General features: G+C 71.8%; 13 protein-coding genes. 6 read left to right on the top strand and 7 right to left on the bottom strand.

Annotated elements, in window-relative coordinates; genetic code table 11:
* Positions 1-2: 2 nt before the first annotated feature.
* The 4 genes from nifH to GGD89_RS07600 all read left to right on the top strand — a co-directional run bounded on the left by nifH (position 3) and on the right by GGD89_RS07600 (position 4541).
* On the top strand, positions 3-887 hold the full coding sequence (gene nifH, locus GGD89_RS07615; protein WP_184043750.1) for a nitrogenase iron protein: 885 nt from the start codon (positions 3-5) through the stop codon (positions 885-887).
* A 118-nt stretch (positions 888-1005) separates the two neighbouring features.
* Positions 1006-2475, top strand: coding sequence for a nitrogenase molybdenum-iron protein alpha chain (gene nifD / locus GGD89_RS07610; protein ID WP_184043748.1), 1470 nt, complete (start codon positions 1006-1008; stop codon positions 2473-2475).
* Positions 2476-2617: 142 nt separating this feature from the next.
* Positions 2618-4153 (top strand): nitrogenase molybdenum-iron protein subunit beta, encoded by a 1536-nt coding sequence (nifK, locus tag GGD89_RS07605; RefSeq protein WP_184043746.1) that lies wholly within the window; start codon positions 2618-2620, stop codon positions 4151-4153.
* 91 nt (positions 4154-4244) lie between these two features.
* Positions 4245-4541: a ferredoxin family protein gene (locus GGD89_RS07600; protein WP_184043744.1), complete on the top strand. Its 297-nt coding sequence runs from the start codon at positions 4245-4247 to the stop codon at positions 4539-4541.
* Positions 4542-4720: 179 nt separating this feature from the next.
* Here the strand turns inward: GGD89_RS07600 and GGD89_RS07595 are convergent, their stop codons facing one another.
* Together GGD89_RS07595 and GGD89_RS07590 are read right to left on the bottom strand one after the other, a co-directional pair.
* Positions 4721-5170 carry a cysteine peptidase family C39 domain-containing protein gene (locus GGD89_RS07595; RefSeq protein WP_343058558.1) on the bottom strand — a complete coding sequence of 150 codons (450 nt, stop codon included), beginning with the start codon at positions 5168-5170 and terminating at the stop codon, positions 4721-4723.
* A 46-nt stretch (positions 5171-5216) separates the two neighbouring features.
* Positions 5217-5795, bottom strand: a complete 579-nt coding sequence (locus tag GGD89_RS07590; RefSeq protein WP_184043742.1) for a nitroreductase family protein — start codon at positions 5793-5795, stop codon at positions 5217-5219.
* A 157-nt stretch (positions 5796-5952) separates the two neighbouring features.
* Between GGD89_RS07590 and GGD89_RS07585 the strand changes: the two genes are divergently transcribed.
* Both GGD89_RS07585 and GGD89_RS07580 read left to right on the top strand, forming a co-directional pair.
* Positions 5953-7671 (top strand): ABC transporter permease, encoded by a 1719-nt coding sequence (locus GGD89_RS07585; RefSeq protein ID WP_184043740.1) that lies wholly within the window; start codon positions 5953-5955, stop codon positions 7669-7671.
* Positions 7668-8288 (top strand): ATP-binding cassette domain-containing protein, encoded by a 621-nt coding sequence (locus GGD89_RS07580; RefSeq protein WP_184043738.1) that lies wholly within the window; start codon positions 7668-7670, stop codon positions 8286-8288. Before GGD89_RS07585 ends, GGD89_RS07580 begins: the two co-directional genes overlap by 4 nt.
* Here GGD89_RS07580 and GGD89_RS07575 read toward each other — a convergent pair.
* The 5 genes from GGD89_RS07575 to bchI all read right to left on the bottom strand — a co-directional run bounded on the left by GGD89_RS07575 (position 8285) and on the right by bchI (position 14848).
* A complete protein-coding gene (locus GGD89_RS07575) occupies positions 8285-8917 on the bottom strand; it encodes an indolepyruvate oxidoreductase subunit beta (protein WP_184043736.1) in 633 nt (210 codons plus the stop codon). The genes GGD89_RS07580 and GGD89_RS07575 overlap by 4 nt on opposite strands.
* A 4-nt stretch (positions 8918-8921) precedes the next feature.
* Positions 8922-10799, bottom strand: coding sequence for a thiamine pyrophosphate-dependent enzyme (locus tag GGD89_RS07570; protein WP_184043734.1), 1878 nt, complete (start codon positions 10797-10799; stop codon positions 8922-8924).
* Between the two features lie 105 nt (positions 10800-10904).
* Positions 10905-11804, bottom strand: coding sequence for an alpha/beta fold hydrolase BchO (gene bchO, locus GGD89_RS07565; protein ID WP_343058557.1), 900 nt, complete (start codon positions 11802-11804; stop codon positions 10905-10907).
* Between the two features lie 123 nt (positions 11805-11927).
* Positions 11928-13823 (bottom strand): magnesium chelatase subunit D, encoded by a 1896-nt coding sequence (locus GGD89_RS07560; RefSeq protein WP_184043730.1) that lies wholly within the window; start codon positions 13821-13823, stop codon positions 11928-11930.
* The gene (bchI, locus tag GGD89_RS07555; RefSeq protein WP_184043728.1) at positions 13820-14848 is read right to left on the bottom strand and encodes a magnesium chelatase ATPase subunit I; all 1029 of its coding nucleotides are present in this window, start codon (positions 14846-14848) and stop codon (positions 13820-13822) included. Before bchI ends, GGD89_RS07560 begins: the two co-directional genes overlap by 4 nt.
* Positions 14849-15167: the final 319 nt, after the last annotated feature.

Raw genomic sequence — 15167 nt, 5'->3', positions numbered from 1 at the left:
CCATGAGCGCACTGCGTCAGATCGCCTTCTACGGCAAGGGCGGCATCGGCAAGTCCACCACCTCCCAGAACACCCTCGCCGCCCTGGTGGAGTTGGACCAGAAGATCATGATCGTCGGCTGCGACCCCAAGGCCGATTCCACCCGCCTGATCCTCAACACCAAGCTTCAGGACACGGTGCTGCACCTGGCCGCCGATGCCGGCTCGGTCGAGGATCTGGATCTCGAGGACGTGGTCAAGATTGGCTACAAGGACATTAAGTGCGTCGAGGCCGGCGGCCCCGAACCCGGCGTCGGCTGCGCCGGTCGGGGGGTCATCACCGCCATCAACTTCCTGGAGGAGAACGGCGCCTACGACGACATGGACTACATCTCCTACGACGTGCTGGGGGACGTGGTCTGCGGCGGCTTCGCCATGCCGATCCGCGAGAACAAGGCGCAGGAAATCTACATCGTCATGTCCGGCGAGATGATGGCCCTCTACGCCGCCAACAACATCGCCAAGGGCATCCTGAAGTACGCCCACTCCGGCGGCGTGCGCCTGGGCGGCCTGATCTGCAACGAGCGCAAGACCGACAAGGAACTGGAGCTGTCCGAGGCCCTGGCCGCCAAGCTGGGCACCAAGCTCATCCACTTCGTGCCGCGCGACAACATCGTCCAGCACGCCGAACTGCGCCGTCAGACCGTCATCCAGTACGACCCGGGCTCCAAGCAGGCCCAGGAGTACCGCGAACTGGCCCGCAAGATTCACGAGAACTCGGGCAAGGGCGTGATCCCCACCCCCATCACCATGGAGGAGTTGGAGGAGATGCTGATCGAGTTCGGCATCATGAAGTCCGAGGAGCAGCAGATCGCCGAACTGGAGGCCAAGGAAAAGGCGATCGCGTAACGCCGCCGCGTCGTCTCCGGATGGGGCGCGCGTCGGCTGGGCCAACCCCATCCCCGCGCGCCGTGTCCGCCGCCACGAGAGCCGTCCGTCTCACTCTGTCGTCTCCACGGAGGACCCCATGACTCCCCTGGACAATGCCGATGGCCCCACCTCCGGCGAAGCCATGATCGCCGAGGTCCTGGCCGCCTATCCCGCCAAGGCGGCCAAGCGCCGCGCCAAGCACCTGACCGTCGCCCGCACCGCCGAGGGCGAGGACGCCCCAAGCTGCGGCGCCAAGTCGAACGTCAAGTCCATCCCCGGCGTCATGACCATCCGGGGCTGTGCCTACGCCGGTTCCAAGGGCGTGGTGTGGGGGCCGGTCAAGGACATGGTGCACATCTCGCACGGCCCGGTGGGCTGCGGGCACTATTCCTGGGCTCAGCGCCGCAACTACTACACCGGCACCACCGGCGTCGACCGCTTCGTGACCATGCAGATCACCTCCGACTTCCAGGAAAAGGACATCGTCTTCGGCGGTGACAAGAAGCTGGGCATCCTGATCGACGAGGCCGAGGGCCTGTTCCCGCTCAGCAAGGGCATGACCATTCAGTCCGAATGCCCCATCGGCCTGATCGGCGACGATATCGAGGCGGTGGCCCGCAAGAAGGCCGAGGCCATCGGCAAGACCATCGTGCCGGTGCGTTGCGAGGGCTTCCGGGGCGTGTCCCAGTCGCTGGGCCATCACATCGCCAACGACACCATCCGCGACTGGGTGCTGAAGGACAACGCCCGCACCGAGGGCGCCACCGAGTACGACGTGGCGGTGATCGGCGACTACAACATCGGCGGCGACGCCTGGGCATCGCGGCGCCTGCTGGAGGAAATGGGCCTGCGGGTGGTGGCCATGTGGTCGGGCGACTGCACGCTCGCCGAGATCGAGCAGGCCCCCATGTCCAAGCTGAACCTCGTCCACTGCTACCGGTCCATGAACTACATCTGCCGCTACATGGAAGAGACCCACGGCGTGCCCTGGATGGAGTTCAACTTCTTCGGTCCGACCAAGATCGCCGCGTCGCTGCGCGAGATCGCCGCCCGGTTCGACGAGTCCATTCAGCAAAAGGCCGAGGCGGTCATCGCCAAGTACCAGGCGGCGATGGACGCCGTGCTGGCCAAGTACAAGCCCCGCCTGGAGGGCAAGACGGTGATGCTCTACGTGGGCGGCCTGCGCCCGCGTCACGTCATCCCGGCCTATGAGGACCTGGGCATGGACGTGGTCGGCACCGGCTACGAGTTCGGGCACGGCGACGACTACAAGCGGACCGGCAAGTACGTGAAGGACGGCACGGTGATCTACGACGACGTGACCGGCTACGAACTGGACGCCTTCATCCAGAAGATGCGCCCCGATCTGGTCGGCTCCGGCATCAAGGAGAAGTACGCCGTGCAGAAGATGGGCGTGCCGTTCCGGCAGATGCACTCCTGGGACTACTCCGGCCCCTATCACGGCTACGACGGCTTCGCGGTGTTCGCCCGCGACATGGACATGGCCATCAACAGCCCGGTGTGGAGCCTGATGAAGACACCCTGGGCCGAGGCCGCCGCCTCCTGAGTCCGTGACATCATCGCCCCTCGTCCCGGTCCGGCCGGGACATCGGGGCTCCGCCGCCGCGCGCGGCGCCGGCGCGGTCGCGCCGGCCGACCGGTCCGGGATGGCGCCCGCGCCGGCCGGGAAAACGAGGGGAGATCGACCCATGCCACAGTCCGCCGAGCGCGTGCTCGACCACGCCAGTCTGTTCAAGGAGCCGGAATACGAGGCCATGTTCGAGGCCAAGCGGGAGACCTTCGAGTGCCCGCATCCCCCCGACAAGGTCCAGGAGGTCGCCGACTGGACCAAGGGTTGGGCGTACCGGGAGAAGAACCTCGACCGCAAGGCGCTGGTCGTCAATCCGGCCAAGGCCTGCCAGCCCCTGGGCGCCGTGTTCGCCGCCGCCGGCTTCGACGGCTGCCTGTCCATGGTGCATGGCTCGCAGGGCTGCGTGGCCTACTACCGGTCGCATCTGGCGCGCCACTTCAAGGAACCGGCCTCGGCGGTGTCCACCTCCATGACCGAGGACGCCGCCGTGTTCGGGGGCCTCACCAACCTGGTGGACGGGCTGGCCAACGCCCATGCCCTCTATGATCCGAAGATGATCGCCATCTCCACCACCTGCATGGCCGAGGTGATCGGCGACGACCTCAACTCCTTCGTCATCCAGGCCAAGGACAAGGGCTCCGTCCCCCAGGACTTCCCGGTGCCCTTCGCCCACACCCCGGCCTTCGTCGGCAGCCACGTGAACGGCTTCGACGTCATGGTCAAGGCCATCGTCGCCAACGTCTGGGAGTCGATGGAGGGGGACCCCACCCCGGACGGCTCGGTCAACATCATCCCCGGCTTCGACGGCTTCGCGGTGGCCAACAACCGCGAGATCACCCGCATGCTGGACCTGATGGGGGTGGAGCACCGGCTGATCTGCGACGTCTCCGACGTGTTCGACACGCCGACCAACGGCGACTTCCAGATGTACGCCGGCGGCACCACGGTGGAGGACCTGAAGGCCGCGCGCGATGCCAAGGGCACCGTCTCCCTGCAACAGTGGTGCAGCGAGAAGACCCTGGAGATGATCGCCGACACCGGCCAGCAGACCGAGGCGCTGCACTATCCCATGGGCGTCGGCGGCACCGACCGGTTCCTGATGGCGGTCTCGGCGATGACCGGCCAGGCCATCCCCGAGGCCCTGGAACTGGAGCGCGGGCGCCTGGTGGACGCCATGGCCGACAGCCAGGCCTGGTTGCACGGCCGCACCATGGCGGTGTTCGGCGATCCGGACTTCGTCCACGGCATGACCGCCTTCCTGCTGGAGCTGGGGGTGGAGCCGGTGCACTGCCTGTCCACCAACGGCGGTCCGGCCTGGGAAGAGAAGATGAAGGCCCTGCTGGCCACGTCGCCGTTCGGCAAGGACACCCAGGTGTGGGCGCGCAAGGACCTGTGGCACCTGCGCTCGCTGCTGGCCACCGAGCCGGCCGAGTTCGTGATCGGCAGCTCGCACGGCAAGTTCCTTCAGCAGGACCTGGGAGTCCCCCTGATTCGGCTGACCTTTCCCATCTTTGACCGGCACCATCACCACCGCTTCCCAACCCTTGGATATCAAGGCGGCTTGCGGGTTTTGGTCACCGTGCTGGACGCGGTGCTTGACAAGGTGGACCGGGAGACCGAAGAAACGGGGATCAGCTACGATCTGACCCGCTAGGGTCGTGGGGCGACCGGACGTCCGGTTCGGTCGCGTCGGCCCGGTGTTTTCCGGTAAGGTCGGTCGCACGAAAACGCACAGGAGAGGGATCATGCCCGAGAACATTTCGGTGAAGGTCGAGGACAAGCTCTTCCAGAACCGCTACAAGGTGGACGAGGGCAATCCTCACGTCTGCATCGCGCCCCACACCGTTCCGTCGGAAACGCTCCTGACCCTGGTCAACGTGTGCCCGGCCGGGTGCTACCAGAAGGCCGATGACGGCACCGTCGAGGTGATCCCCGATGGCTGCATGGAGTGTGGGACCTGCCGGGTGCTGACCGCCGGCAGCGGAGACCTGGACTGGAACTACCCGCGCGGCGGCTACGGCATTCAGTTCAAGTTCGGCTGAGCCGGCCGTCCGACCGGACGGATCGCGATTTGGGGGCGCCTGCGGGCGCCCCCGTCTTTTCGGGGTCGTGATGGATGTTCGGGGACGTTCGGGGATACCCCTGGGCCAGGACGCCGGCCGGACCGCTCAACCGGTCCAGGGGACCGGCGGGGGCGGGGCCGGCCTCGACGGGCATGCCATCACCGGTCGTCCACCAGCCGAGGGTTGAGCGCCGCGGGAACGATCACGTCTCCCGCCCAGAACAACGCCAGATCGTCCCGCCCCAGGGCCAGCGGCGCGTCGCCCTGGCCCTCGTCGCGCAGCAGCACCTGAGCCGGCCCGGCGTCGGCATCCTCGGTCGTCCCCGGCTCCAGGCCGTCCAGGATGGCGGTGGCGCCATCCCGGAAGATCAGCAGCGCCGGCAGATGCCGGGACAGCGTGGGCAGGCGGGACCAGTCCAGGCGCCGGTGATCCGCCGCCAGCCCCAGGTCGGCGGCCACCGCCAACACCGTGGTCACCGCGAACCCATCGCCCCGCACGCCGTGGGCGTCGGCCAGCACGGCGCGGCCGAGGGCATCCACCGGCGGCTGGCCGTGATCGGCGGCGATCAGCATCAGGCGGTCCAGGAAGCAGCCGTTGACCGGCGGCACGGCCGTGTCCCTCGGCGCGGGCGGGGTCCGGATGGCGGAAAGGGCGTCAGTCACCGGGCCAGACCCGCACATGGTTGGCCGGGTCGGGCCGGCGCTTGGGGCCGGGCGGGGCGTCCGCCCCGCGCGTGCCCACATGGATGAAGCCGACGATGGCGTCCTTGGGCGCGAGCCCCAGGGAGTCCTTCACATGATCGCTGTAGGCCGGCGGGCCGGTGACCCAGACCGCGCCATAGCCCATGTCGGCGAAGCAGGCCTGAATCACATAGGCGGCCAGTCCGGCGCTGACCACCTGCTCGACGGGGGGGGCCTTGGGGTGGTCGTCGCGGATCTCGGCGGCCACCACGATCAGCAGCGGCGACCGCAGCGGCGCCGCCCGCCGCTTGGCGATGGCCGCCGCGTCGGCGTCCGGCTGGTCGCGCAGCAGGTCGTCCACGAACACGGTGCTGAGGCGGCGCTGGCCCTCCTCGCGCAGCACCAGGAAGCGCCAGGGGCGGACCGCTCCGTGCTCGGGGACCGCCACGGCCGCCGCCAGCACGGCGTGGATGTCATCGTCGGACGGGCCCGGGTCCACCAGATACTTGGCGGAGGTGGACTCTCGGACCCGCAGGCGCTCCACTAGGGTCATGAACGACTCTCCCTGAAAGGGCGCGGCCCTCCTGCCATACCGGCTCCGCGCGTCACGGTCCATATGGGCGCGCGCGCCGCGTTCGGGGAGTCCCCGCCCACACGCCCCCGGCATGGCTCCCGCCGGGTCGCGCGCCGCCACTGGACCCGACCGCCTCATGGCCCGACACCTGCCCGCCCTGGCCCGGGTCTTCACCCTGGTCCTGTTTCTGGCGCCGGTCCTGGCCGGGGTCCTGGGGACCATCCTACCCTCCTTAGGGCTGATGCCGGGGGGCACGCAAGCCCCCCTGGGCTCGCTCGATACGACGCCGTGGCGTGACCTCCTCGGGACGCCCGGCCTGGGTGCGTCGGTGGGGGTGTCGCTGCGCGTCGGGGTGCTGTCCACGGCGCTGTCGCTGGGGCTGGCGCTGCTGATCGTCGCCGGGGCCCGGGGCACGCCCGTCATGGCCTGGAGCCGCCGCGCGCTGGCGCCGCTGCTGGCGGTACCGCATGTGGCGGTGGCCCTGGGGCTGGCCTTCCTGCTGGCGCCGTCGGGGTGGATCGCGCGGCTGCTGTCGCCCTGGGCCACCGGCTGGACGCTGCCGCCGGACGTGGCGACGGCCCCCGACCCCTGGGGGCTGGCCGCCGTGCTGGCCCTGGTGGTCAAGGAGACGCCCTATCTGGTCCTGATGCTGCTGGCGGCGCTGCCGCAGGTGGACGCCGACCGCGCCGTGCGGGTCGCGCGGGGTCTGGGGCATGGGCCGCTGGCGGCCTGGGGGCGGGTGGTGCTGCCCCGGGTGTGGCCGCTGATCCGCCTGCCGGTCTATGCGGTGCTCGCCTATGGGCTGTCGGTGGTCGACGTGGCCTTGGTGCTGGCGCCCACCACGCCGCCGCCCCTGGCCGTGGCGGTGGTCGGCTGGCTGAGCGATCCGGAGGCCGCGATCCGCGGGCAGGGGGCGGCCGGTGCGGTGCTTCAGACGCTGCTGGTGATCGCCGTGATGGGCGTGGCGCGGGGGGGCGAGGCGGTCGTGGCGCGGCTGGCGCGCCCCTGGCTAAGCGCGGGACCGGGGGCGAGAGATTGGGAAAGGCGGCTTGGTGTCTGGGGCGCCCTGGCGGCGGCGCTGCCGGTGGCCCTGCTGACCGCCGGGGCGGTGCTGGCCATGGCGCTCTGGAGCATCGCCGGCACGTGGTTCTGGCCGGCCGCCTGGCCGTCGGCCCTGTCCCTGGAAACCTGGACGCGCCACCTGGGGGACGTGGCCTGGCCCCTGGGGACGACGGTCACGGTGGGGCTGGCGGCCACCGCGCTGGCGGTGGTGCTGGCGGCGGGCGTCCTGGAGGCCCCGCGACGCCCGGCGGCCGATCGGGCGCGCCTGGCCGGGGGGATCCTCTATCTCCCCCTGCTGGTGCCGCAGGTGGGGTTTCTGTACGGGGTGACGGTGGCGGCCACGCTGGCCGGCCTGGACGGCACCTGGGCGGCCGTGACCACGGGTCACCTGCTGTTCGTGCTGCCCTATGTGTTTCTCACCCTGGCCGGCCCCTGGCGGCGGCTGGACCCGCGCTGGGGCCGCGTGGCGGCCGGTCTGGGCGCGGGTCCCGGGCGCGTGTTCTGGCGGGTCACCCTGCCCCTGCTGCTGCGCCCCGTGCTGTTCGCGGCGGCCGTGGGCTTCGCCGTCAGCGTGGCCCAGTACCTGCCGACCCTGTTCCTAGGGGCCGGCGTGCACCCCACCCTGACGACCGAGGCCGTGGCCCTGGCCGCCGGCGGCGACCGGCGGATCATCGGCGTGCATGTGTTCCTGCAGGCGGCGCTGCCGCTGCTGGGGTTCGCGCTGGCGCTGGCCGTGCCCGCCTGGCTGCACCGGGATCGGCGCGGGATGCGCGCGGCGGAGGACGGACGATGAGCCTGGCGTTGGAGCGGGTGACGCTGTCGCTGGCAAGCCGGCGCCTGCTGGGGCCGCTGGATCTGTCCGTCGCGGCGGGCGAGGTGGTCACCGTCATGGGGTCCAGCGGGTCCGGCAAGTCCACCCTGCTGGCCTTCGTGTCCGGCGCGCTGGATCCGGCGTTCCGGGCCGGGGGCCGGGTGCGGCTGGACGGCCGCGATCTGACCGGGGTGCCGGCGGAACGGCGACGCCTGGGCCTGCTGTTCCAGGACCCCTTGCTGTTTCCGCATCTGTCGGTGGGCGAGAACCTGGCCTTCGGCATCCCGCGCGGCGTGCCGCGCCGGCAGCGCCGCGCCCGTGTCGCGGCGGCCCTGGCGGAGGCGGACATGGCGGGGTTCGAGACCCGTGATCCCGCCACCCTGTCGGGCGGACAGGCGGCGCGCGCGGCCCTCATGCGGGTGCTGCTGGCCGAGCCGCGTGCGCTGCTGCTGGACGAGCCGTTCGCGCGCCTGGACGTGGCGCTGCGGGCGCGGGTGCGGGCCTTCGTGTTCGACCATATCGCCGCGCGCGGGCTGCCGACCCTGCTGGTCACCCACGACCCGGAGGACGCGCAAGGGACGGTGGTGCGGTTGGCCTAACCGGCCACCACCTGGGGTTCTCCCAGCGCGCTGGCGTCGGCGCCGGCCGCGCGGCCGGCGTCGAAGGCCCGGCCGTTGAGGTCGGCCAGCGCCGGCTTGCGGGCGCGGAAGGTTTCCACGATCTGCGTGCGCAGGGTCTCCGGCGCCAGGGGCAGGTGGTCGGCCACCGCGCCGACCATGATGGTGTTGACCAGCTTCAGGTTGCCCAGATCCTCGGCGATGGCCCGGGCATCCAGGGTGCGCACGGTCAGCCCCTTGGCGCGCATCAGGCCGATCGGGTCGTCCGGGTAGTCGAACAGGCCCTGGTGCACCACCGGCGGCTTCAGGTGCAGGGCGTTGACGACGATGGCGCCGCCCTCGCGCACCTGGCCGATCCAGCGCAGCGCCTCGGCGGCCTCGAACCCCAGCAGGATGTCGGCCTCCCCGGCGGGAATGGCCGGGGCCAGCACCTCGGGGCCGAAGCGCAGGTGCGAGGTCACCACGCCGCCGCGCTGGGCCATGCCGGCCACCTCGGTCTTCTTGACGTCATGGCCCACGGCCACGGCGCCACGGGCCAGCAACTCGGCGGCGGTCAGGACGCCCTGGCCACCGATGCCGCACAGCAGGATGTTGGTCACGGTCGCGGCCATGGGGTCAGACCCTTTGCAGACGGGGATGGGCCTCGGGGGCCAGGGGGACGATGGCGTCGGGCGCGCAGGTCTCCACGCAGGCGTTGCAGCCGGTGCAGAAGGCGCTGTCGATGCGCACGAAGGCCAGGTCCTTCTTGTGCCCGGCCTTGGTGACGGTGGTCTCGCGCCGGGTGACCTCGATGGCCGGGCAGCCGGTGTTGATGCAACTGCCGCAGCCGGTGCACGCCTCCTCGTCCACCGTCAGCGCCGGATGCGGCACATGGCGGTCGGTCAGCACGCAGGGCTGGTTGGTGATGATCACCGAGACCTCGGGCACCTGGGTCTCGGTCCGGATCAGGCTGAACAGCGCCGGCAGGTCGTAGGGATCGATCGCGTGCACGCGCTCCGGCTTCACGCCCATGGCCTGGACCAGGGCGGCGAAGTCGACGCGCGGGGCCTCGTCGCCATGGATGTCGAAGCCGGTGCCCGGATGCTCCTGGCCGCCGGTCATGGCGACGGTGCGGTTGTCCAGGATCATCACCGTGACGTTGGCGCGGTTGTAGACCAGGTTCAGCAGCCCCTGCATGCCCATGTGCAGGAAGGTGGAATCGCCGATCACCGCCACCACGCCCTTCTTGGCGTCGGCCTCGCCCTTGGCGGCCGCGAGGCCGTGGGCCAGCGTCAGCGAGGCGCCCATGCAGGTGCAGGTGTCCATGGCCTGCCAGGGATGCCCGGCGCCCAGGGTGTAGCAGCCGATGTCGCCGCTGATCAGCAGCGCCTTGCGCAGCTTGGACAGGCAGTAGAACGGGGTGAGGTGCGGGCAGCCCGGGCACATGGTGGGCGGGCGCGGGAACACGGTGGGGTCCGGGCCGGCGGCGGCGGCGACGGTGTCCGGGGTCTCTGTCTCGCCGCGCAGCACGGCCAGGGCGTGACGCAACACGGCCACCGACAGTTCGCCATGGCGGGGCAGAAGGTCCTTGCCGATCACCGTCAGGCCGGCGGCGCGTACCTCCTGCTCCACCAGCGGTTCGGTTTCCTCGACCACCAGCACCTGGTCGACGGTCTCGGCGAAGGCGCGGATGCGCGCGACGGGAATGGGGTGGGTCAGGCCCAGCTTGAGGATCGGGGCGTCCGGCAGGGCCTCGCGCACCGACAGGGCGGCCGGGCCGCTGGCGATCACCCCCAGGCTGGCGTCGTCGCCCGGCAGGATCGTGGTGAGATCGGAGGTTTCCGCGTGGGCCGCCAGGCCGACGTCGCGTTCCGCCTGCCTGGGAAGCATGACCTTGGCGTTGCTGGGCAGCATCACCCAGCGGCGCGGGTCGCGGATGAAACCCTTGTTGTCCATCGTCAGGCGCTCGCCCACCGTCACCACGGTCTTGACGTGGCACACGCGGGTGGTCAGGCGCAGGATGACGGGACAGTTGAACTGCTCCGACAGCTCGTACGCGGCCAGGGTGAAGGCGCGCGCCTCGTCGGCGTCGGCGGGCTCCAGGATCGGCAGGTGGGCGAAGCGGCCCCAGTAGCGGCTGTCCTGCTCGTTCTGGCTGGAGGACAGGCCCACGTCGTCGGCGATGGCGATCACCAGGCCGCCGTTGACGCCGGCCAGGGTCTGGCTCATCAGGGCGTCGGCGGCGACGTTCATGCCCACGTGCTTCATGGCGCAGAAGGTGCGCGCGCCGGCCAGCGAGCCGCCGATGGCCACCTCCAGCGACACCTTCTCGTTCACCGCCCACTGGGCGTCAACGTCCGGGTAGCGGGCCAGGACCTCCAGGATCTCGGTGGAGGGCGTGCCGGGATAGGCGGTGGCCAGGGTGGCGCCAGCCTCCCACACCGCGCGGGCGACGGCCTCGTTGCCGGACAGCAACGCGCGGCTGCCGGACTGAACGTCTGTCAGGGCATTCATGCCTGAAGGTCCCCCCTCTCGAATGGCACGGGACGGTTCGCCGTTCGAGTCGCGGCCCGTTCATGTCCCGGGAACAGTGGCGTTTACAGAACCCGCCCGGGAGCGTCAAGCCGCCCGGTCACCCGATGGACCGGTCGATGGGATTTCGGCCGGCAGCACGCCATGGGCGCGGGCGATCTCGTGGATCAGGGCGACCACAACCTCGGGTCTCTCCTCGTGGGCCAGGTGACCCAGGCCGGGCAGGACGCGCACGGTGGCCCGGGGGGCGCGCGCGGCGATGGTCTCGGCCACATGGGGCTCGACGGTGGTGTCGGTCTCGCCGGCGGCCAGGATCAGCGGGGTGTCGAGACGCGCCACCATGTCCCGCAGCGCGCGCAGGTCCCAGTTGGCCATCATGGCCAGGGCGCCGCCCACATGGGCGGGTTCGCGGAACAGACGGCGGTACAGGTCCAGGCCCTCGGGGCTGATGGTCGACCCGGTGCCGACGATCAGCTTTTCCACGCGCGCGGCGTCGGCGGCGGTCCAGGCGAACAGGCGCGGCACCATGGGGTTGACCAGCAGCAGCTTGGCCAGCCCCGACCACCAGTGACCTTCCGAGTTCCGGAACGGCAGCAGGGCGCCGTTGAGGCTGAGGATCGCCCTGGGGGCGATGCCATGGTCGAGGGTCATGCGCAGCAGCACGGCGGCGCCGGCGGAGTGACCGGCCACCAGGTCCGGCTTGACCCGCAGTTCGGTGAGCAGGGCGTGCACCGCGCGCCCCATGCCCGGCAGGGTGTAGGAACTGGCCGGCGGGTTGGCGGTGAAGCCATGCCCCGGCAGGTCGGGGATGACGACCGTGAAGTGTTCGGCCAGCGGCGCCAGCAGGTCGCGGAAGGAATGCGTGGACGCGCCGGTGCCGTGCAGCAGCAGCAGCACGGGTCCCCGGCCGGCGACCTGCACATGCCACCGATAGCCATGGGCGAGCACGAAGCGGCTGTGCCGCCGGTTGGGCCAGTCGCGGCCCACGGTGTCCCAATCGGGTCGGCGTGCCCGGAAAACCATTGGCCCCTCGCGCTCCCTGCGGTGCCGGCCACCACGCCAGTCCGGCGCGGGCCGCGTGGTCAGTCCTTGCCGGCGCTCGCGGCGCGGTCAATCCTTACCGGCGCTGGCCGCGCCCTGGGCCGCCGCCGACAGCGAGCGCGCGTCGCCCCGCGGCAGCGGCAGGTAGGTGGCCCCCATGGCCTTGGCCAGGGCCTCGGCCTTCGGGTGCGGGCGCAGCGACACGTCCACGACCAGGGTGGACACCCCGATCGCCCGCATCTGCTCGGCGGCGGCCTTGGCCTCCTCCTCGGCGCGCGCCCGGCCGCCGATGCCCTCCAGCGTCACGTTGGCGCGCCCGTCGGTCATGATCACCACCGAGGGTGTCTCGCCGCGCGTGCGCGCCACCTCGGCCATCACATGGGCGGCCTCGATGCCGGCGGCAAGGGGCGTGCCGCCGCCGCCGGGGAAGCCGGCCAGGCGCTTCTTGGCGCGCGCCAGCGAGCGGGTGGGGGGCAGCAGCGTTTCCGCGCCGCGTCCCCGGAAGGCGATGAGGGCCACCTGGTCGCGGCGCGCGTAGCAGTCGGCCAGCAGCAGTTCCACGGCGCCCTTGGCCTCGCCCAGGCGGGCCATGGCCGCCGAGCCCGAGGCATCCACCACGAAGATGATGGTGGACTGAGCACGGCGCTTGAACCGCGTGATGCGGAAGTCGTCGCGGCGCACCAGCACGCGCGGCAGCGGCCGGTCGGTGCCGGCGGCGGCCATCAGGCGCGCGGCCTCCTGGCGGCGCAGCGGCTGCCAGGGGGCGGCGGAGCGCAAGGTGTCGATCAGCGCCAGCCGGGCGCCGGCGCGCGGGTCCCCGGGGCGGGAGCCCACCGGGCGGCCCCGGGTCAGCGTCTTGCGCTGGGCGCCGGAGCGGCCGAGCATGCCGCTCCTGCGCTTGCGCTCGGCCGCCGCCGTCAGCCGTTCCAGCAGGTTGGGCGGGATGAACGCCTGGGCCGCCTCCAGGATCATGTCCTCCAGCGGCTTGTCCATCTGGTCTTGCGGGTCCTGCTCATCGCGGTCCTGGTCGGACGAGTCCTGGTCCGGCGGCGGCGGGGGCTGGTCCTCGGGCGGCTGCTCCTCCGGCGGCGGCTCCGGCTGTTGCGGGATCATGGTGGCGCGCGGCGCCAGCACCAGACGCGCGGCCAGGCGCAGATCCTCATCGCTGATGGCGTCGCGGCGGTCGAGCGCGGCGGCGGCCCGCGCCACGCGCAAGGCGAACAGCGGCGCGCGCATGGACGGCACGCCCATGGCCAGGGCGGCGCCGCACAGCGCCTCGATCGCTTTGTCGGGGAGGGTCACGGCGGCCAGCCGCTGGCACGCGTCGATCACCTGATCACGGTCGAACAGGGGATCGTCGCCGTCGCCGACCTCCGTGTACCGGAGCCCGTCCAGCCGCATGTGGAAGGCGAGGCGGTCCATGAGCGCGTCGTGGGGCGCTTCCTCCGGCCCCATGGACTCGTCGAGGGCGATGACGCCGAAGCGGGTGGGGGTGACGGCGGTGATGCCCTCGCGCTCCACCCGCACCGCGCCATGATCCACGACCATGCCCACCTTGGCGGCCACGGCGGGCGCCACGCGTTCGGCCATGGCCAGGATGACGATGCCGCCGTCGGCCTCCACCAGGATGCCCCGTTCGGCCACCGGGCGGCCGGCGTGCAGGGTAGCGGTCAGGTCCAGACCGCCCAGCAGGCGTTCGTCGGAGACATGCACCGGGATGCGCCGCCAGGGCGTGCCGTCGGGCAGCAGGGCGCGCAGCAACGCCATCCAGGCATCGCGCGCCGGCCCGGGCATGGCGCGGATCGCCACGCCGCCGCAGCCCACCGGATCGACGGCCACCAGGGCCGCCACCAGGGCGGCGTCGGTCCAGGGATCGACCGCCGATCCATCCTCTGCCGCCTGTGCCGCCATCGGCGCGGCCGGCGCCGGCCCCGGCACGCGGGGACTTGCCGCCGAGGTCGTCATGCCGGACCCAACACCTCCTCGATGGCGCGCAGGACACGCACCGTGGAGCCGGAGTCGTCCAGCGGGTCGCGGCGCAGGCGATGGCGCAGCGCCATGGGCGCCACCCGGCGGATATGGCCCTCGTCCACCTCCACGTCGCCCTCCAGCGCCGCCAGGGCACGGGCGGCGCGGATCAGCACCAGTTCGCCGCGCAGGCCGTCGGTGCCGAGCGTCAGGCACAGCTTGGCGGTGGTCTCGACGATGGCGTCGGGCACCTCCACCTCGCCCAGCCGCTCGCGGCCCTCGCGGATGCGGATGGCCTCGCCGGCCTCGCGCTCGGCCCAGATGGCCAGGAAGGCCGCCGGGTCACGCTCGAACGCGTCGCGGCGGCGCACCACCTCGACCCGCACGGCCAGATCCTTGGGGGTGGTGACCTCCACCGACAGGCCGAAGCGGTCCAGCAACTGCGGGCGCAACTCGCCTTCCTCGGGGTTGCCGCTGCCCACCAGCACGAACTTGGCGGGGTGGCGGACGCTGAGGCCCTCGCGCTCGACCACGTTCTCGCCGGAGGCGGCCACGTCCAGCAGCAGGTCCACCAGGTGGTCCTCCAGCAGGTTGACCTCGTCGATGTACAGGAAGCCGCGATGGGCGCGGGCCAGCAGGCCGGGTTCGAACGCTTTCTCGCCCTGGGTCAGCGCGCGCTCCAGATCCAGCGCGCCGACCACCCGATCCTCGGTGGCGCCCAGCGGCAGGTCCACCACGGGCACGGCGACGTCCTCGTCCTCCAGCGGGGCCTCGGCCTCCAGACCGTTGAGCTCCCGGTGGAAGGCCGCGTCGCGGACCGGGTCGCTGTTGTAGCGGCAGCCCGTGACGCGCCGCATGGGCGGCAGCAGGGCGGCCAGGGCGCGCACGGCGGTGGACTTGCCGGTGCCGCGATCGCCGAACACCATCACGCCGCCCACGCTTTGATCGACGGCGGCGATCAGCAGGGACAGCTTCATGTCGTCCTGGCCGACGATGGCCGAGAAGGGGAACGCCTTGGCCATGGTCAGCATCCTCCCCGGCGGGACATCCGGGCGGGGCCGGGGACGAATGCGGTGGAGGCGGCGGGGCGGGGCGGCAGAGGGAAGCGCCCGGCACGCCAAGGACGGGCACGGCTGGCGGCGATCATGGACAGACGGCTTTCCTTTGATGACTGGCAAGGACGGGGGGCGGCGGACGCCCGCGAGCGTGGTGCCCCGGGGCCGGGACTCCAGCGGCGGACTATGGCCCCGCCGGGGCCGCCGACGCAAGGCCGCACGGTGACGGTCCTCGCGGCTGGCCCGTGCCGCCGGCGCGCGTGCCCCGGCCGTGCGGGGATCCGGG

Source organism: Roseospira visakhapatnamensis (assembly GCF_014197915.1).
In the GTDB taxonomy this organism is placed as follows: domain Bacteria; phylum Pseudomonadota; class Alphaproteobacteria; order Rhodospirillales; family Rhodospirillaceae; genus Rhodospira; species Rhodospira visakhapatnamensis.
The sequence above is the reverse complement of the archived record's forward strand: the minus strand, read 5'-3'. Positions and strand labels throughout refer to the sequence as shown.

Excerpts from the sequence above, each read along its gene's own strand:
- GGD89_RS07585 (WP_184043740.1), top strand. The coding sequence starts at position 5,953 with ATGGCCCGACACCTGCCCGCCCTGGCCCGGGTCTTCACCCTGGTCCTG.
- GGD89_RS07600 (WP_184043744.1), top strand. The coding sequence starts at position 4,245 with ATGCCCGAGAACATTTCGGTGAAGGTCGAGGACAAGCTCTTCCAGAAC.
- nifD (WP_184043748.1), top strand. The coding sequence starts at position 1,006 with ATGACTCCCCTGGACAATGCCGATGGCCCCACCTCCGGCGAAGCCATG.
- GGD89_RS07560 (WP_184043730.1), bottom strand. The coding sequence starts at position 13,823 with ATGACGACCTCGGCGGCAAGTCCCCGCGTGCCGGGGCCGGCGCCGGCC.
- GGD89_RS07575 (WP_184043736.1), bottom strand. The coding sequence starts at position 8,917 with ATGGCCGCGACCGTGACCAACATCCTGCTGTGCGGCATCGGTGGCCAG.
- GGD89_RS07590 (WP_184043742.1), bottom strand. The coding sequence starts at position 5,795 with ATGACCCTAGTGGAGCGCCTGCGGGTCCGAGAGTCCACCTCCGCCAAG.
- nifK (WP_184043746.1), top strand. The coding sequence starts at position 2,618 with ATGCCACAGTCCGCCGAGCGCGTGCTCGACCACGCCAGTCTGTTCAAG.
- GGD89_RS07570 (WP_184043734.1), bottom strand. The coding sequence starts at position 10,799 with ATGAATGCCCTGACAGACGTTCAGTCCGGCAGCCGCGCGTTGCTGTCC.
- GGD89_RS07580 (WP_184043738.1), top strand. The coding sequence starts at position 7,668 with ATGAGCCTGGCGTTGGAGCGGGTGACGCTGTCGCTGGCAAGCCGGCGC.
- nifH (WP_184043750.1), top strand. The coding sequence starts at position 3 with ATGAGCGCACTGCGTCAGATCGCCTTCTACGGCAAGGGCGGCATCGGC.
- bchI (WP_184043728.1), bottom strand. The coding sequence starts at position 14,848 with ATGGCCAAGGCGTTCCCCTTCTCGGCCATCGTCGGCCAGGACGACATG.